Source organism: Thermoanaerobaculum aquaticum (assembly GCF_000687145.1).
Taxonomy (GTDB): Bacteria; Acidobacteriota; Thermoanaerobaculia; order Thermoanaerobaculales; family Thermoanaerobaculaceae; genus Thermoanaerobaculum; species Thermoanaerobaculum aquaticum.
In genome coordinates, this window is record NZ_JMFG01000030.1 from 1 (window position 1) to 17,645 (window position 17,645).

A 17,645-nucleotide genomic window follows, 5' to 3' on the forward strand; every position below is an offset into this window, starting at 1 on the left:
GGGAGCCAAGCTCCTGCAGTCCGCCGGCATCCTGCCACCGGTGGTGGGCGACGTGGTGGTGCCGGACGCCCTGGACCAGCTCATGGCCCTGCTGGTGGTCACCGGCGTGGTGGCCGCCGCCNNGGGCCCGCCCCGATCCCACCCGCCGCCGGCAGGTGGAGTGGGTGGCTGCCGGCGCGGCTGCCGGCTTTATCCCTTACTTCCTGCTTTCGCTCATCCCGCAGCTGGCCGGTGCGGAGCTGGAGGTCTTAAGCTGGCTTTCGCTTTTGCCTTTGACGCTGGTGCCTTTGGGCGTGGCCTCCTCGCTTTTGGAGTTCCGGCTTTGGGATTTGGAGGACGTGCTGCGCCAGGTGCTGGCTACCGGCGTGGCGGTGATCCTCGGAGGGGTGGCCTTTGCCCTCTTCAACCTGTGGCTGACCCAGGTGGGTTTTGGCTTGGGCCAGTTCCGTACGGTTTTGGCGGCTGCCGCCGGGGTGGCGCTGGTGGGCCTGGCGGTACCGGTGCGCCGGGCGCTTTTGGCAGCCATCGAGCGGTTGCAGTACCGGGAGCGGCTGGCGGCCCGGCAAGCGCTGGCGACCTTTGCCGAGCAGTCGGTGGGGATTTCCGATCCCGAGCTTCTCCTCCGGCGCCTGGGGGAGCTTTTGTCCCAGGCGCTGGCGGTGGATCAGGTGGTGCTGTACCGGATTGCTGCCGGGCAGCTCATTGCCGCCTACCCCCACGACGGCTTCCCCACCCTGGAGCCCAGCACGCTTTCCGGACCGTTTCCCACCCCTGGCGAAGCTGAGCTCAAAAGGCTCGGCATCTGGCACCGCTTCCCCATGGTGCGCGGCGAACGCATCCTGGGGGTGGCGTACCTGGGGCGCAAGGAGGGGGCCATGCCCCTCACCCATGCCGAACGGCGGCTGGTGGGGGCGCTTTTAGCCCAAGCTGCCCTGGCCCTGGAAAACAGCTTGCTGCTCGCCGACCTTTACCGGCAAGTGGAGCAGCACCGCTTGCTTGAAGAGTACCTGGAGCGCGTTTTCGAGTCGGCCGCCGCGGCGCTGTTGATTTGTGATGCTTCCGGGCTGGTGCTGCGGGCGAACCAGCGGGCGCAGGCGCTTTTGGCCGGCGAGGCTGGCTCCATCCACGGCCGGCGGCTGGGGGAGCTGGTGGTGCTCCCCGAGTCCTGGCCGCTCCTGCCCGAGCGCGCCGCCGGTGTGCAGGTGCGGATCCCGGGGGAAAGGGAGCGGGTGGGGGTGCTGTCGGTGTCCACGGTGGAGCTGCAGCCGGGCCAAAGGGATGGCCGGGTGGTGGCCATGGAGGACATCACCCAGCAGCTGGCCCTGGAGCACAAGCTGGCCCAGCAGGAGCGCATGGCGGCCCTCGGTCGCCTGGCGGCGGGGCTCGCCCATGAGGTGAACACACCGGTGACCGGCATTGCCTCTTACGCTCAGCTCCTGCGGGAGCTCACCCCCGCCCACGACCCGCGGGCTTCGCTGGTGGAGAAAATCGAGGAGCAAGCCTTCCGCGTGGCCCGCATCGTCACCAACCTGCTGGAGCTTGCCCGGCCCGCCGGTTTTGAGCGGGCGCTGGTGGACCTGGCGGCGGTGGCCCGGGAGGAGTGGCTGTCCGTGCGTTCGGAGGCCAAGCGGGCGGGCATTCAGTGCCTTTGCCGGGTCCCCGATACCCTGCCCCTCCGCGCCAACCGCGTGCAGCTGGAGCTGGTGGTGCACAACCTGCTGCGCAACGCCCTGCAAGCCACCCCACCCGGTGGTCAGGTGGAGGTGGAGGTTTGGGAGGAGAACGGCACCGCGGTACTGGAGGTGCGGGATACGGGTCCTGGCATCCCCGAGGAGCTCCGCTCGGCGGTCTTTGAGCCGTTCGTAACCACCCGCGCCGGCCAGGGCGGTACCGGCTTAGGCTTAGCCATCACCCAGGACATCGTGCGCGCCCACGGCGGGCGCATTGAGGTACGGCCACGGGAGCCCCACGGCACGGTAATGCACGTGGAGCTGCCGCGGGAGGGAGAACAGCATGCGCATCCTCATCATTGACGACGAACCGGTTTTGCAGGACGTGCTGGCCACGCTTTTGCGGCGGGAGGGTTTTGCGGTGGTGCAGGCCACCACCGCCGCCGAAGGCCTCAAGGCCTTCGAGGAGCAGGAAGTGGACCTGGTGCTCCTGGACCTCATGCTTCCCGACCGTCCGGGGCTGGAGGTGCTCAAGGAGCTCAAGAGCAAGGACCCGGAAGTGTGCGTGATCGTGATTACCGCCTTTTCTTCCGTGGAATCGGCCATCACCGCCATGCGGGAAGGGGCTTTCCACTACATCCCCAAGCCCTTCAAGAACCAAGAGGTGGTGCTCACCGTGCGCAAGGGCCTGGAGCAACGCCAGCTGCGCAAGGAAAACCGCGTGCTGCGCCAGCGGCTGGAGGGCCTGGACCGCATGGTCTGGCGCTCCCAAGCCATGGAGGAAATCATCGAGCTGGTGCGCCGGGCAGCGCCCTCCCGCTCCAACATCCTGCTCACCGGAGAATCGGGTACCGGCAAGGAGCTTTTGGCCCGCGCCATCCACCAGCTTTCCCCCCGGGCGCAAGGGCCTTTCATCGTGGTGAACACCAGCTCGGTCCCCCATGACCTTTTGGAAACCACCCTTTTTGGCCACGTGCGCGGCGCTTTTACCGGTGCGGTGGCCACCAAGAAGGGGCTTTTTGAGCTGGCCGACGGCGGCACGATCTTTTTGGACGAAATTGGCACCGTGCCCTTGCCCACCCAGGCCAAGCTGCTGCGGGTCATTCAAGAGCGGGAGTTCATCCCGGTAGGTGGTGAGCACGTGGTGCGGGTGGACGTGCGCATCATTGCCGCCACCAACGCCGATCTCCAGCACATGGTGGCCGAGGGCACCTTCCGGGAAGACCTTTATTACCGCCTCAACGTCATCACCATCAAGCTGCCGCCGCTGCGCGAGCGCAAGGAGGACATCCCGGCGCTAGCCAGCTTTTTCCTCAAGCGCTTTGGCGAGGAAAACGGCAAGCCCCACCTGACGCTTTCCCCCCGGGCTCTGGACGTGCTCATGGCCTACCACTGGCCGGGTAACGTGCGGCAGCTGGAAAACGTCATCGAGCGGGCGGTGGTGCTGTCGCCAGGTCCGGTCATTGAACCCGACCTTTTCCCGGCGGAGGTGCTGCAGCCCCCCAGCCAGCCGGTGGAGGTGAGCGTGCCCGCCGACGGTTTGGACCTCAAGGAAGCGGTCAACCGCTACACCAAAGCGCTCATTGAGGCCTCCCTGGCCCGCTGCGGGGGGGTCCAGCGGCGGGCAGCCCAGCTTTTGGGTGTGCGCCCCTCCACCCTCAACGAGATGATCCGGCGGCTGGGGATCACCGCCGAACCCGCCGGCGGCGTGGCCAGGAGCAGCGAAAAGCTCAGCTAAGCGAGCGAGCCAGGGCCAGAAGCGCTTCCAGGTCTTCGGGGAGCGGCGCCTCGAAGGTCACCGGTTCGCCCAAAGTGGGGTGGCGGATGGTGATCTTCCAGGCGTGCAGCGCCTGCCGGGGAAAGTCCCGACAAGCCTCCTGCAGCGTTTTGTGTTTGATTTCCCGCCACTGGCGGCCGGAGTACAGCGGGTCCCCAACCAGTGCGTGGCCCAGGTGGGCCATGTGCACGCGGATTTGATGGGTGCGCCCGGTCACCGGGCGGCACTCCACCAGGGAAATCCCGGAAAATCGCTCCCGCACCCACCACAGGGTGCGGGAGGGGCGGCCGTCCTTGACCACCGCCATGCGCTTGCGGTCGCTGGGGTGACGGCCAATGGGAGCATCCACCACCCCTTCGTCGGCTTTGGGGTTGCCGTAAACCACCGCCAGGTAGCGCTTGTCGGTGGTGCGCCAGCGGAAGGCCAGCTCCAGCATGCGGTGGGCCAGGTCGTTCTTGGCCACCAGCAAAACCCCCGAGGTGTCCTTGTCCAAGCGGTGTACGATGCCCGGCCGCTCCACCCCGCCAATGCCGGACAAATCCCGGCAGTAGGCCAAAAGCGCGTTGACCAGGGTGCCGTCGGGGTTGCCGGCAGCCGGGTGAACCACCATCCCCGGCCGCTTGTTGATGACCAAGAGGTCCTGGTCCTCGTAAACCACCTCCAGAGGGATGGCCTGCGCCTCCACGGTGGCCGGTTTCACCGGTGGAGGATTGACGGTGATGACGTCCCCGGCCTTGAGGAACTGGGCCGGCTTGGTGGGGGCGCCGTTGCGCAGCACAAACCCCTCTTCCACCCAGCGGGCCGCCTGCGAGCGCGACCAGCCATGGCCGCTGCCCGCCAAGAAGCGGTCCAGCCGCAAGCCGTCCGCTTCTTCCGGCACCACCAGCACCACTTCCTGGCTTTCCATGGCTTAAGTCCGCGCGCGACGGAAGCCCCGAATCGTCAGCAACACACCCACCGGCACCATAAGCAAAGCAATGGCCTGGCTGGTGGACAAAAGCCCACCAAGCACAAAGCCGCGGTCGGCATCGCCGCGGAAAAACTCAATGACAAACCGCGCCACCCCGTAGTTCACCAGGTAAAAGCCCAAAACCTGCCCACCCAGCCCACCCTGCACGCTCTTGCGGAAGAGCCAGGCCAAAAAAGCGTAGTTGGCCAAATTGAAAGCCGCTTCGTAAAGCTGCGTGGGGTGCAGAGGAACACCCAGAGGGGTGCCGGAAATAGCGGCCGCTTTGGGGTCGGAAAACACCACCGCCCAGGGGGCGTGGCAGGAGGCCCCGTAGCAGCACCCCGCAAAAAAGCAACCCAGCCGGCCAAAAAAGTGCCCCAGGGCCACCGAGGGAGCGAGGCTATCGGCCAGAGGCCAAAAGGGCAGCCGCCACCGGCGCACCAGCACCACTGCCAAAAGCAAAGCCCCCAGAAGGCCCCCGTAAAACACACCCCCCGCCCGCAGCAAGCTCAGGAGGCCCTGGAAGCTGGCCAAATAGCTGGGGTCGGTCACCACCAGCAACACCTTGCCCCCCAAAAGCCCCCCCAGCACCACCCAAACCCCGAAGTCCACCACCTTTTCCGGGGGCAGGCCGGCCTTTTGGGCCCGCAGCCTGGCGGTCCAAAGCCCCAAAACCAAGCCCACGGCCAAAAGCACACCGTAGGTGGGCAGCTCAATAAAGCCCAAATCAATGAGGATGGGATGCATGGTCAGCCACCTTGGCGAAGAAAAGCTCAAACGCCAGAAGCCACAACGCCCCTAAAGTAATGCTGGCATCGGCTACGTTAAAGGCCGGCCAGTGGTAGCTGCGACCGCCCCAGGAGAGGTAAAAGTCCAAAAAGTCCACCACCTCCCCCCGCACCAGGCGATCCAGCAAGTTGCCGAGAGCGCCCCCCAGGATCAAGCCGAGCCCCACCCGGGGGGCCAAGCGCTCCCGATGGTGCACTAGCTGCCAGGCCACAAAAACCACCAGCACCACCACCAGCAGCAAAAGCACCACCTGCGAAAAAGGTCCGGCCTGGGCAAAGAGCCCAAAAGCCACACCGCGGTTACGGGTGTGCACCAGGTCAAAAAACCCCGGGATGACCGTTTTTTGGCTGCCGTAAGGGAGGCTTGCCACCAGCCACAGCTTGGTGAGCTGATCCAGCACCACCACCAGCACCGGAAGCCCAAAGGTGCGGAAAAAAGCCCTCACGCTTGCGCTCCCCAGTTCCGCACCACCGAAAGGCAGCGGGGGCAAAGCTCCGGGTGCTCCGGGTCACCGGCAGGGGGCAAAACCCGCCAGCAGCGGGGGCAGGCCACCCCCGGCGCCCGGCCCACAGCAAAATTAAGTCCAGGGTAGGCGGAAGAAGCGGTTTTCCCCTCGCCGGCCAGCACCTGGGCCACGATGAAGAGCTCCGCCAGGTCAACGCCAGCCCGGGCCAGATCGGCGTCCAGGGCCTCGCGGTTGCCGGAAAGCCAAACCGCGGCCTCCCCGGTTTTGCCGGCCACCCCTTCCCGCCGCAGCACCTCCAGCTCCCGGTACACCTCCTCCCGGAACGCCAAGAGCCGCTCCAGGGCTTGCTCCTGCTCGGGGTCTTCCGGGAGGCCCTCGAGCTTTTCGAACTCCTCCAGGTGTACCGAGGGGAGCTTTTCCCCCGGAAGGTACTCGTACGCCTCGTCGGCGGTAAACGGCAAAACCGGAGCAATAAAGGTCAAAAGCATGCGGGCCAGGTGGTAAAGGGCGGTTTGCGCCGAGCGCCGCTCCCGGGAAGCGGGGTGCGAGCAGTAAAGGCGGTCCTTGAGCATGTCCAGGTACAGAGCCGAAAGGTCCACCGCGCAAAAGTTCACCAAAGCGTGGTAAACGGCGTGGAACTCGTAGGCCTCGTACGCGCGCCAGAGCTTTTCCGCAAGCTTTTTGGCCCGCCTTAAGAAAGCCGCGTCCAGGGGCAGAAGCTCCGCCAGCGGCAAGGCGTGGGCTTGCGGGTCAAAGCCCGCCAGGTTGGCCAGGAGGTAGCGCAAGGTGTTGCGGATCTTGCGGTAGGACTCCGCCACCCGCTCCATGGAGTCGAAGGAAAACGGCATGTCCTCGCGGAAATCCACCGAGCACACCCACAGCCGCAGCACATCCGCCCCGAACTTCTTGGTCACCTCCATGGGGGAAACCGCGTTGCCCAGGGATTTGGACATCTTCCGCCCCTGGGCGTCCAGCACGTGGCCGTGGGTCACCACCGTGCGGTACGGCGCCTTCCCATGGGTGACCACACCCACCAGCAGTGAGGACTGGAACCAGCCCCGGTACTGATCGTGCCCCTCCAGGTACAGGTCGGCAGGCCAGGAGAGCCCGTCAAAGCGGCCGTTGTCGCAAACCGCGTAATGGGAAGCACCGGAGTCAAACCACACGTCCAGGATGTCGTGCTCCTTGGCAAACTCCCTGCTACCGCAGCGGGAGCAAACCAAACCCTCGGGAGCAAAGGTACTCACCGGGTGGCGGTACCAGGCATCGGCCCCCTCTTGCGCGAAAAGCTCCTCCACCCTGGCAAAAAAGCGCCGGGCCTGCTCCTGATCCCCACCGTCCGGCCAAATGTGGCCGCAGGACGCGCACACCAGCACGTTGATGGGCGAGCCCCAGCGCCTTTGGCGGGACACGCACCACTCGAAGCGGTTGGCCACCATGCCGGTAATGCGCTCCTGCCCCCAGCGGGGCACCCAGGTGACCTTCTGGATGGCCGCCAGGGCCTCTTCCCGCAGGTTCAGGCGGGCGTGGGGGGTGGCGTCGGGGGTGAGGGCAATGAAGTACTGCTCGGTGGCCCGGAAGATCACCGGCTTCCGGCAGCGCCAGCAGTGGGGGTACTCGTGGCTGCCTTCGGTGGCCAGAAGCAAAGCCCCGGCTTGCTGCAGAAGACCGGTAATCACCGGGTTGGCGTTAAACACGTGGCTGCCGGCCAGGGCCTCCACCTCCGGGGTGTAGCGGCCGGCTTCGTCCACCGGCGAGAGCACCGGCAAACCGGCAACCTTGCCGGTGCGGAAGTCCTCCTCGCCGTGACCCGGGGCAATGTGCACCAGGCCGGTACCGGTATCCAGGGTCACGTAGTCCGCCGCCACCACCCGAAACACCGAAGCCCCTTCGGGGACGCGCACCCGGTGCTCGGGGGCCAGGGGGTGGCGGTAGGCAAGCCCCACCAGTGAAGCACCGGTGGTCTTCCCCAAAACCGCTCCGGTAAGCCCGAGGCTTTGCTGGAGAGGCTCCAAAAGCCTTTCCGCCACCACCAGCGCCCCTTTGGGCGTATCCCACAGCACGTAGCTGGCCTCCGGATGCACGGCCACAGCCAGGTTAGATGGGATGGTCCAGGGGGTGGTGGTCCAAATCACGAAAAACACCGGCTCCTGGCCGCCAAGCCCAAAGCGCGCCCGCACCTCGCCGGGGTTGCTGGCGGCAAAGGCCACGGTGATTTCAGGGTCGCGCTTGGTTTGGTACTCCAGTTCCGCTTCCGCCAAAGCGGTGCGGCAGCTCCAGCACCAACGGATGGCCTTGCGTTCCCGGTACAAAAGCCCCGCTTCCACCACCTTGCCCAACGCTGCCGCAATATCCGCCTCGTAGCGCGGGGACATGGTGAGGTAAGGGTTTTCCCAGCTCCCCAGGCAACCCAGGCGCCGGAACTCCTCCTTTTGCACGGACACAAAGCGCTCCGCGTAAGAACGGCAGGCGGCGCGGATCTCCAGATCGCTCATGCCGGCCTTGCGGGCCCCCAGCTCGCGGTCCACCTTGTGCTCGATGGGCAAGCCGTGGCAGTCCCACCCCGGCACAAAGGGGGTATCAAACCCCATCATGCTGCGGGAGCGCACCACCAGGTCCTTGAGGATCTTGTTGAGGGCGGTGCCCATGTGGATGTGATCGTTGGCGTAGGGCGGGCCGTCGTGCAGCAAGAACTTGGGCTTTCCCGCCCGGGCCTGGCGGATCTTTTCGTACAAGCGCTCCGCTTCCCAGCGGGCGAGGCGTTCCGGCTCCTTCTTGGCCGCCTCGGCTTTCATTGGAAACGCGGTGGCCGGTAGGTTCAACGTGTCCTTGTACATGCCTTCCCCTCACGCTGCCTGTGGCAGCAAACCGAAACCGTAAAGCCTTCGGCGTCTTTCGTCAACCGCCAGGGGGAAAACCCAGGCTCACTTTGCCGGGGTGGGCGTGGGCTTGGGCTTGGCCAGCTCCTTGAGGCCCGAAAGCACCTCTTCCACTTTGGCCTTGTCCACGGCCAGGGCCTTGGGGCGCCCCTTCACCACCGCCAGCACCTCTTCGGGCTTAGAGCCGGGGTAAAAGCTGGCGGTGACGTCCAGGCCTTCCTGGCCCACAAGGTGCACCCGGCCCAGCGGCTCGCCGGAAGGCTCAACTTGATCAAAGGCCAGCACTTTGAGCTCGGAAAGCGTGTTGAGCCGCGAAAACACCGGCCCCGAATCCACCTCCCCCTGGTTGCTGCGCCACACCCCCTCCTTGCGCTCCAGCGTGGCCTTTTCCTGGCCCCGCTCCAGCTCCAGCTTGTCCACCTGCCAGGTGGAAAACTGCAGGAGCTTACCGGAACGGAACGCCGCCGGCTCCTTGACCAGGTGGCTGGTGGCCGAAGCCTCCACCCAGAACACCCGCTCCCCCCGCCGGCAGGCCACCTGCCTGGCCCCTTCTTTGTCCCGCTCCTGGCCAAAGGCCAGGGTGAGCGGCGAGCCCTCCTTGCGCACCAGGGTCACGGTGAAGCGGGGGGCTTCCAAACCCAAAGCCTTCAGGTCAAAACCCTGGTCCAAAAACTCCTTGATGCGGGCCCCGGAGAGGTCGGCAAGCACCCCTTCCACCTCTTCCCTTTCCGCCAGGTCAGCAAACGGCTCGGTGAGCTGCCAGCCGTTGCCGGCCCGGGCGGCAGCCCACCGCCCGGAGGGCCCCACCACCGTGAGCGCGTTCACGTCGCTGGTGAAGAAGCCCAAAAGCTCGTTGGAGCGCCAGCCGGCCAGGTCCTTGTCCAAATCCGAGAGGATCCACTTGCTCACCAGGAAGACCTGGCTGCCGTCGGTGAGGGCGGCAGCGGTGTTGCCCAAAGGCAGCTCGCTGCCAAAGCTCACCTTGAACGTATGCCCGGCAGCATCGGCAGCCCGCACCCACCTTTCCGGCTTTTCCAACCCGTAATCGGCAAGCTTCACCTCCGAGCGGGGCAGGGTCCTCTCGGCCTTGAGGTTGGCAAGCTGGGAAAGCAAGCCGGATACGGCCCCCTGGTTGGCCTGGTCCTTCACCGGCCGGGTGAGCTGCCAGCTATCCCCTTCCTTCTTGAACTCAAACTCCCCGTGGGCGTTGTGAAGGACAAGCGTTTGCACCTTTTCGGTTTCCATGGTGGGGAAAAGCTTGCCTTGCCGCTCCTGGAGCTCTTCGGTGGTGGGTTGTTTGCGCTCGTAAAACCAAATGAAAGCGAAAAGCCCAAAGACCACCAGGGCTAACGCAATGAGACGACCCAAACGCATGGCACGCCTCCTACCGCCGACGCCGCCACCAAACCACCACGCCCAAAACGATGCCCAGAGCCGGAAGCCCCACCAGCGAAATCAGCATGATGGCCTTCAGTTGGCCGGCGGAAAGCACGAGGTTCACCTGCTCCGGCTGGCGGGGGGCAATGCCCAGGCTCTGCTCCTTTTGCCCCAACCAGTTAACCAGGTTCATGGCCAGGTTGGCGTTGCCGGCGTTGGCCAGCTGGCCGTTGGTGGCGAAGTCCGAATCCCCCACCACCACCAGGCGCCAGGCCGGGCCTTCGGCCTTTTCCGGTTCCGCTGCCACCGCCAGCGAAACCGGTCCCGGGGTGTCGTTGGGGTTTTTCTCCACCGTGCGGCGCAAAAGAAGCCCCTCCAGGTCGGTTTCACCAAAACCGGCAGAAGAGGTGGTGAACAGTACCGTGGTTTTCGCCCCCTGGGCCTGCTGGGTGCTCACCGAGCGGGCCACCGGCAAAAGCACCGCCATGCCTTTGAGCCCATCCACCGTGGGGTGAGCCCGGAACTCGTTCACGAACACCGCCGAGAGGTCAAAAAACGGCAGCCTCCGTTCGGGGTCCACCACCAGGTCGTTGCCCACCTTGACGCCCCGCTTGGCCAACAGCTCCTCCAGCCCGGAGGCTTGCTGGCGGCCGGGGAGCACCGGATCCAGAAGCGCTAAGAGCCTGCCTCCCTTTTCCAGGAAAGCCTCAATGGCTTGCTTTTCCACCGGGGCAAAAGGCGCCGTGGGCCCGGCCACCACCAACAGATCGCAGTCTTCCGGAATGCTGGTGGAAAAAGGCGGAAGCTTGGCGGTTTCCCAGTTGTCCCGCTTCAAAAGCTCCTTGAGCTGGGAAAGCCCCCCCTCGTCCCAGCCCTCCAGGTCGTGCTCCCCGTGGCCGGAGGTGAAGTAAGCTTTGGGCACCTTGGGGTTGGTCACCTGGAGAATCGCGGAAGTAAACTGCTCTTCACCTTTGAAGGCCTTGATCTTGGGGGCCTGGCCAAACTGCATGCCGGTATAGTCGTATTCGGCAATTTGATCGGAGCTCACGTACTTCTTGCGGTCACCCTGGGCAAACACCACGGTGTTGGCCATGGAAACCCCAAACTCCTGGGCCAGCTGGCGGGTGCGCAGGGGATCGCGGTCGGGGTCAATGAACTCCACCGCCAGCTTGGGGCAAGCCGCCTGGTAGCGGCCCAACAGCTCCTTCACCTGGTCAAAAAGCGGGGTGGTGCCGGTCATGAACACCACAACCCGCACCGGTTCCTTCACACCCTTCAGCACGTTGAGGGTCTTTTCGGAAAGCGAGTAAACCTTGGCGCGGGTCCAATCCCACCGGAAGTAATGCCGGTAGGAAAGCCAGTTCACCATGCCCACCAAGGCCAACACCAAAACCGCGCCAATAACCAGCGTGGACGCAAAAAACACCTTTTCCTTGCGCACGGCTACCTCCCCTTCACCGCTTCCAGGGCCTTCACCGACAGGAACAGGAAAAAGGCCGAAAGGCTCACCGGGTAAACCAGCCGCCGGGTATCCACCAGGCCCTTGGCAAAGTCGTCCATGTGGTCCCAGAGGTTCATGTAGGACAGGGCGTTTTTCCAAATGGGGTTGGTGACTAGGTTTTCAATAAGCCCCACGGAAAACACCACCACCAGCGCGGCAAAGGCAAAAATGGCGGCAACGATTTGGTTTTTTGCCAAAGCCGAAGTAAACACCCCGACGCTCGCAAAAAGCAAGCCCAAAAGAGCAATGCCCAGGTACCCGGCAGCCACCGGCCCAAAATCAATGGTGGCGTAGCTTGAGAGGATGCCCACGTACACCAAAGTGGGCAGCCAGAGGAAGAGGTAAAAAAGCCAGGCAGCCAGGAACTTGCCCACCACCACCTGCCCTTCGGTGACCGGTGCCGTGAGCAAAAGCTCAATGGTGCCGGTGCGCCGCTCTTCCGCCAAAAGCCGCATGGTGATCACCGGCACCACGAACAAAAGCAACAGCCAAAAGTACATGGTGCCGCCAAACAGCAAACGAAGCGGCGCCATGGCGCGGGTCCTGGGGTCGTTAAGGTAAGCAACGATGAGCCAGAAGACAAAGCCGTTGACGAACAAAAAGGCGGTCAGCACCACGTAGGCCAACGGCGAAGAAAAGTACGCCAAAAGCTCGCGCTTGATGATGGCCCAAAGCTTACGCATGGCTCACCTCCCCGGCAGCTTCCGCCTCCACCTCCTCGCGGGTGGTGAGGCGCAGGAACACGTCCTCCAAGCTGGGCACCGACTGGGAAAGCTCCAGGATTTGCCAGCCCCTGGCCACCGCGGCACGAAAGACCTCCCGCCGCACCGCCTTGCCATCCCGTACTGAAAGCTGGAAACGGCCGTCGGTCAGCACCTCCACCTTTTCCACCCCTTCCAGACGGGATAGCACCTCGGCCGCTGCCGTGCCGTCGGCGCCTTCTAGCTCCACGGTCACCGCCGAAAGCCCGGAAAAGCCGGTGCGCAGGGCGTCCGGGGTACCATCGGCCACGATTTGCCCCTGGTCAATGATGAGCACCCGCCGGCACACCTGCTCCACCTCCGGCAGGATGTGGGTGGAGAGGATCACCGTGTGATCCCGCCCCAGCTCCACGATGAGCTCGCGGATCTTCACGATTTGCCTGGGGTCCAGGCCCACCGTGGGTTCGTCCAGGATGAGCACCGGCGGCTTGTGAATGAGGGCAGCCGCCAACCCCACCCGCTGCCGGTACCCTTTGGAAAGCGTACCGATCACCTGCCGCTGGACATCGCCCAGCATGCAGCGGTCAATTACGTAAGCCAGGCGCTCGGGAACCTCCTTGGCCGGGACCCCCTCAATGGCCGCCCGGAAGCGCAAGAACTCCTCCACCCGCATTTCCGGGTACAGGGCCACGTTTTCCGGAAGGTAACCGATGCGCGAGCGCACACCCAGCGGATCCTGGGCCAAGTCCACCCCCGCCACTTTGACGGTGCCAGCGGTAGGCGGCAGGTAGGCGCAAATCATGCGCATGGTGGTGGTCTTTCCCGCACCGTTGGGGCCTAGAAAGCCCAACACCTCGCCTTCCGGAACGAAAAAGCTCACCGACTTCACCACCTCGCGGTCAAAGTAACGTTTGGTTAGGTCTTGGACTTCGATCACGGGCACCTCCCCAGCGCTGCCGCGGTCGGGCAGCGGCTTTAAGACAAGCAACCGGCATGCCAGTTTACACAAGCCTGCAAGCCACCCGAGCCTGGTAGGGGAGCCACTTTGGCGCTTTACCCCGCCGGCGGGGGTAAAATCAAACCGTGAAGCTGGTGGGATTTTGTCTGTTACTGGCGATAGCCACCCAACCGCTTTGGGGCCAGGACGCGTCGCGGGTGGCGCTGGCCCGCAGCCGGGTAGCGGAAGGGCAAAAGCTCCTGCAAAAGGGCGACCTGTCAGGGGCCGAGCAGCGCTTCCGGCAGGCCATGGAGGTGTACCCCGAGCTTCCCACCCCCTATTTGGGCCTGGGGCGGGTCCTTTGTCTGGCCCAGCGCTTCCAGGAAGCCATCCCGGTTTTGGAAGAAGCCCAGGAGCGCTACGTGCGCTGGCAGCAAATCGCCGCCTCCGCCGAGCTGGAGGCCCGCCAGGAAGCGGCCGACCGCGCCCGGCAGTTTGCCGACCTCATGCGCTTGCAGCAGGGGAAAACCCCAGCTACGGGGGCGGGAGGCCGCCCCACTTCCGGCCTTTCCCCCATGACCAACCTGGCCCGCACACGTGTCGCCACTGAAGAGTTTTTGGCCCGGCGCCGCTGGCAGGTGGAAACCATGGCCGGCATCCCCGCGGAGGTCTTTTACCTTTTGGGCCTGGCCCGCCTCCGCAGCGGCGACCGCCCCGGCGGCATCAACGAGCTTTACCTCTGCCTGGCCCTGGACCCCAAAAACGGCCCGGCGCATTACAACCTGGCGGTGGCGCTGTTAGCCGAGGGGGATCCCTGGGCTGCCAAGGAGCACCTGGAGGCCGCCAGGGCTTTGAAGGTTACCCCGCACCCCCAGTTTGTGCAGGAGCTGGAAAGGGTGTTGGCGCAAGTGCCGCCCCCACCCCCCAAGGAATGAAAGGGCAACCCCGGGCGTTAAAAAGCAACGGAGGATCATCATGAAAAAGCTTTTCACCCTGTTAGGTTTGCTGGTGGCCGGTGGGACCCTCGCGCAAGAGAACACCTCCTCCTGGGGGTTCGTGAACAACCTGCCCCCGGGCCGACCGGCGATCTTTGGCTACGTCACCACCGTGGACGGCCAACCCATTGCTAACGCCATGGTGGAGGTGTACCTCAACAGCGAGTTTCGCTCCGACTACGCGGTCACCGACTCCCAGGGCTTTTACGCCCTGGCCCTCCCCCAGCGCAGCGAGGTGTGGGAAATCCGTGTGAAAGCCGATGGGTTTTTGCCGTGGTCCACCCGTACCGGTATTTTGGCCAAAGAGCGCCTGGACATCGTGTTGCGCAAGGACCCCCGGCCGGCCACCGAGGTGAAACCCGAAAGCAAGCAGCGCCGGCAGGCCCGCAAGCTCATGCAGGAAGGGCTGGAAGCGGCCCGCAAGGGGCAAACGCAAAAGGCCCTGGAGCTGCTGCGCCAAGCCGCAGCCACCGACCCCCGGTACGCCCCGGCGTACAACAACCTGGGGGTGCACCTGCGGCTGGCCGGGGATTTGGAGGGGGCCGAAGCGGCTTTCCGCCAGGCCCTGCAGGCCGAATCCTTTGACTTTTACTCCCGCTTCAACCTCGCCGCGCTGCTTTACGACACTGGCCGCTACCACGAAGCGGCGCCCATGGCCGAGCAAGCGGTGCTGGCCGATCCCACCTCCGCAGCTGCGGAAGCGCTATTGGGACAAAGCCTGCTTGCCCTGGGCCAAGGGCAACGGGCACTGGAGCACTTCCAACGGGCACTCACCCTTTCCCAAAGCCAGCTGGATCTGGAGCTGGAAATTTCCGACGCTTACGCCCTTTCCGGCCGCCTTGCCGAAGCGCTGGCCGCCAAGAAGTCCTGGTTGGCCAAGCACAGCAGCGACCCGAGAGCCACGCACGTACAGGCTTCGGTAGCCAAACTGGAGGCCAGGCTCAGCGCCGAGCCCAAGCGCTAGCGGTTCAGGAGCAAAAGCAAAATCGCCTTTTGCACGTGGAGGCGGTTTTCGGCTTCGTCAAAGATCACCGACCAGGGACCGTCAGCCACCGCTTCGTGCACTTCCTCCCCCCGATGGCAGGGCAAGCAGTGCATGAAGATGGCCTTCCTGTCCGCCAGCGCCATGAGCTCAGGGGTTACCTGAAACCCGGCAAAATCCCGCTTGCGCTTTTCCGCTTCCGCCTCCTGGCCCATGGACGCCCACACGTCGGTGTACACCACGTGGGCGCCGGCCACCGCTTCCTCCGGACGGTCAAAGATCTCGATGGTGGTGCCGGCGGCAGCGGCATCCTTCTTGGCCAGCTCCACGATTTCCGCCTTGGGCCGGTAATCCCTGGGAGTGGCCACCCGCACGTGCATGCCCACCTTGGGGCCGCCAAACATCAGGGAGTGGCACATGTTGTTGCCGTCGCCCACGTAAGCCAAGGTGAGCCCTTTGGTGTTGCCGAACTTCTCCCGCACCGTGAAGTAATCGGTGAGGGCCTGGCAGGGGTGCAGCAGGTCGGTGAGACCATTGATCACCGGCACCGTGGCGTGGCGGGCTAACTCGGTTACGGTTTCATGGGCAAAGGTGCGGGCCATGATGCCGTCCACGTAACGGGAAAGCACCTTGGCGGTGTCGTGGATGGTTTCCCCGCGGCCAATTTGAATGTCGCGGCTGGAGAGGAACGTGGCCAGGCCTCCCAGCTGGTACATGCCCACTTCAAAGGAAACCCGGGTGCGGGTGGAGGCCTTTTCGAAGATCATGGCCAGGGTCTTACCGGCCAGGGCTGAACGGTAGCGGTCCGGGCGCGCCTTAACGTTTTCCGCGAGCTGAAAAAGCGCCTCCACCTCTTCGGCGGTCAAATCGTGAATGGAAATGAGGTCCTTGTGACGCTGCCATGGGTTGCGAAACATGCTCAATCCTCCTTGCCATCGGGAACCAGAAACGTCCCGGCCTTGCGCGCCAGAGCATCTTTGAGATGCTCGGCGTCGGTAATCAGCACTTCCTTGCCGGTTTTTTCCACAAACTGCACGGCGGCGCGGATCTTGGGGCCCATGGACCCCGGCGGGAACTGGTGCGCCTCCAGCATTTCCTTGGCCTTGCTCACGGTCAGCCGATCCAACCAGCGCTGGTTGGGACGCCCGTAGTTTTCCGCCACCTGCGGCACCTGCGTGAGGATGATGAAGAGATCGGCGCAGAGCTCCTGGGCCAAAAGCGAAGCCGAGTAGTCCTTGTCAATCACTGCTTCCACACCCCGGAAGTAGCCGCCCACGTCCTGGTACACGGGAATGCCTCCGCCACCACAGGCAATGACCACCGCACCGGAGGCCACCAGGTGCTTCACCACCTCCACGTCCAGGATGCGCTTGGGCACCGGCGAGGGCACCACCTTGCGCCAGCCGCGCCCCGCATCTTCCACCATAAGCCACCCCTGCTCCTGCATGAGCTGGTTGGCCCGGTAGGCGGTGAAGTAAGGGCCCACCGGCTTTGAGGGGTTTTCAAAAGCCGGATCTTCCCTGGAAACCTCCACCTCGGTGAGCACAGTCACCACCGGCTTGGCAATTTGCTCCTCGAGCAGGCGGTTCCGCAGCTGGTTTTGCAGCATGTAGCCAATGGAGCCCTCGGTTTGTGCCACGCACACGTCCAGCGTTTGCGGAGGGATTTTGGTGATGGCTTCCTCCACCTGGATCATGATGTTCCCCACCTGTGGGCCGTTGCCGTGCACAATCACCAGCTCGTAACCCCGGTGGATGATTTCGGCGAGCCACCGGGTGGCTTTCCACGCTAAGGTGAACTGCTCTTCCTGGGTTCCGTGATCTTGCGGCCGTAACAGCGCGTTGCCACCAAAGGCGATCACCGCTATGGGCTTTCTGGCGTCGCTCACCGCCACCTCCCCGGGTCCCCCCGGAGCCGACATTGTGCCTTTGCGTCACAAAGGGGTCAAGGTGGACCTCGCGCCGAATCCAGACTTTTCTCGGTTTCCTTTGCCAAAAGCCGGACCCACCCTTTGGTGCGCGTCACAAGAAAACAGCTGGCGCAGGAGCACCGGCCCCGCCGGCAAACGCTGGAGCCCCCAAGGAGCAAAACCGTGTGGGACCTCCGCTCCGTCGCGGGTTCTTCCGTCGGCGCGCGCGAAGGCAAATCGCTAAACGTGGGTTTCCATCGCCCCTTTGCTAACTGGGAGGTTGGCTGCAGCCGTGGCACAATGGCGGCATGGACGAGTTCGTGCATCCCCTGACGACCCGCTACGCCTCTAAGGCCATGCGGGAGCTCTTTTCCCCCCGCCGGCGGGTTTTCCTGTGGCGCAAGCTGTGGCTGGCCCTCATGAGCGCCCAAAAAGAGCTGGGCTTATCCATTCCCGCCGAAGCCTTGGAGCAGCTGAGCGCCCACCTGCAGCCCACCGATGCGGAAATGGCGCGGGCGGCGGAGCTGGAGCGGGAAACCCGCCACGACGTGATGGCCCATATCCGCGCCCTGGCGGAAGTAGCTCCCGCCGCCGGCCCCTGGCTCCACTTGGGTGCCACCTCTTGCTACGTCACCGATAACGCCGATTTGCTGCTGCTGCGGGAAGCCGCGCACCTCATCCTCGCCCGCGGGGCGGCGGTGGTGGCGGCTTTG

General features: G+C 64.6%; 14 protein-coding genes and 1 pseudogene. 5 read left to right on the top strand and 10 right to left on the bottom strand.

Annotated features, from left to right (window positions below; genetic code table 11):
* Nucleotides 1-875: 875 nt before the first annotated feature.
* Together EG19_RS14475 and EG19_RS10395 are read left to right on the top strand one after the other, a co-directional pair.
* Nucleotides 876-2,033, top strand: coding sequence for a sensor histidine kinase (locus EG19_RS14475; RefSeq protein ID WP_407702157.1), 1,158 nt, complete (start codon nucleotides 876-878; stop codon nucleotides 2,031-2,033).
* Nucleotides 2,014-3,408 carry a sigma-54-dependent transcriptional regulator gene (locus tag EG19_RS10395; protein WP_053335218.1) on the top strand — a complete coding sequence of 465 codons (1,395 nt, stop codon included), beginning with the start codon at nucleotides 2,014-2,016 and terminating at the stop codon, nucleotides 3,406-3,408. The genes EG19_RS14475 and EG19_RS10395 overlap by 20 nt, the downstream gene beginning before the upstream one ends.
* On the opposite strand, the gene EG19_RS10400 is transcribed toward EG19_RS10395, so the two are convergent.
* The 8 genes from EG19_RS10400 to EG19_RS10435 form a co-directional block, all read right to left on the bottom strand.
* Nucleotides 3,401-4,354, bottom strand: coding sequence for an RluA family pseudouridine synthase (locus EG19_RS10400; protein WP_038050188.1), 954 nt, complete (start codon nucleotides 4,352-4,354; stop codon nucleotides 3,401-3,403). The genes EG19_RS10395 and EG19_RS10400 overlap by 8 nt on opposite strands.
* A 3-nt stretch (nucleotides 4,355-4,357) precedes the next feature.
* Entirely contained in the window at nucleotides 4,358-5,143 is a 786-nt protein-coding gene (lgt, locus tag EG19_RS10405) for a prolipoprotein diacylglyceryl transferase (RefSeq protein WP_038050190.1), read from the bottom strand.
* Nucleotides 5,124-5,630 carry a signal peptidase II gene (gene lspA, locus EG19_RS10410; protein ID WP_038050192.1) on the bottom strand — a complete coding sequence of 169 codons (507 nt, stop codon included), beginning with the start codon at nucleotides 5,628-5,630 and terminating at the stop codon, nucleotides 5,124-5,126. The genes lgt and lspA overlap by 20 nt, the downstream gene beginning before the upstream one ends.
* On the bottom strand, nucleotides 5,627-8,488 hold the full coding sequence (ileS, locus tag EG19_RS10415) for an isoleucine--tRNA ligase (protein ID WP_038050194.1): 2,862 nt from the start codon (nucleotides 8,486-8,488) through the stop codon (nucleotides 5,627-5,629). Before ileS ends, lspA begins: the two co-directional genes overlap by 4 nt.
* An 87-nt stretch (nucleotides 8,489-8,575) precedes the next feature.
* Nucleotides 8,576-9,904, bottom strand: coding sequence for a DUF4340 domain-containing protein (locus tag EG19_RS10420; RefSeq protein ID WP_038050196.1), 1,329 nt, complete (start codon nucleotides 9,902-9,904; stop codon nucleotides 8,576-8,578).
* A 10-nt stretch (nucleotides 9,905-9,914) separates the two neighbouring features.
* Nucleotides 9,915-11,348: a GldG family protein gene (locus tag EG19_RS10425; protein WP_038050197.1), complete on the bottom strand. Its 1,434-nt coding sequence runs from the start codon at nucleotides 11,346-11,348 to the stop codon at nucleotides 9,915-9,917.
* A gap of 2 nt (nucleotides 11,349-11,350) precedes the next feature.
* Entirely contained in the window at nucleotides 11,351-12,091 is a 741-nt protein-coding gene (locus EG19_RS10430; RefSeq protein WP_038050200.1) for an ABC transporter permease, read from the bottom strand.
* Nucleotides 12,084-13,046 carry an ATP-binding cassette domain-containing protein gene (locus EG19_RS10435; RefSeq protein WP_038050202.1) on the bottom strand — a complete coding sequence of 321 codons (963 nt, stop codon included), beginning with the start codon at nucleotides 13,044-13,046 and terminating at the stop codon, nucleotides 12,084-12,086. Before EG19_RS10435 ends, EG19_RS10430 begins: the two co-directional genes overlap by 8 nt.
* A gap of 146 nt (nucleotides 13,047-13,192) precedes the next feature.
* On the opposite strand from EG19_RS10435, the gene EG19_RS10440 reads away from it, so the two are divergent.
* Nucleotides 13,193-13,981 carry a tetratricopeptide repeat protein gene (locus EG19_RS10440; RefSeq protein ID WP_038050205.1) on the top strand — a complete coding sequence of 263 codons (789 nt, stop codon included), beginning with the start codon at nucleotides 13,193-13,195 and terminating at the stop codon, nucleotides 13,979-13,981.
* A gap of 40 nt (nucleotides 13,982-14,021) precedes the next feature.
* Nucleotides 14,022-15,005, top strand: coding sequence for a carboxypeptidase-like regulatory domain-containing protein (locus tag EG19_RS10445; RefSeq protein ID WP_038050207.1), 984 nt, complete (start codon nucleotides 14,022-14,024; stop codon nucleotides 15,003-15,005).
* Here EG19_RS10445 and argF read toward each other — a convergent pair.
* A complete protein-coding gene (argF, locus tag EG19_RS10450; RefSeq protein ID WP_038050210.1) occupies nucleotides 15,002-15,940 on the bottom strand; it encodes an ornithine carbamoyltransferase in 939 nt (312 codons plus the stop codon). The genes EG19_RS10445 and argF overlap by 4 nt on opposite strands.
* Nucleotides 15,941-15,942: 2 nt before the next feature.
* The gene (gene arcC, locus EG19_RS10455; RefSeq protein WP_038050214.1) at nucleotides 15,943-16,911 is read right to left on the bottom strand and encodes a carbamate kinase; all 969 of its coding nucleotides are present in this window, start codon (nucleotides 16,909-16,911) and stop codon (nucleotides 15,943-15,945) included.
* Nucleotides 16,912-17,240: 329 nt separating this feature from the next.
* Here arcC and EG19_RS13740 point away from each other — a divergent pair.
* Nucleotides 17,241-17,645: pseudogene (locus EG19_RS13740) on the top strand (adenylosuccinate lyase); the annotation flags it as partial.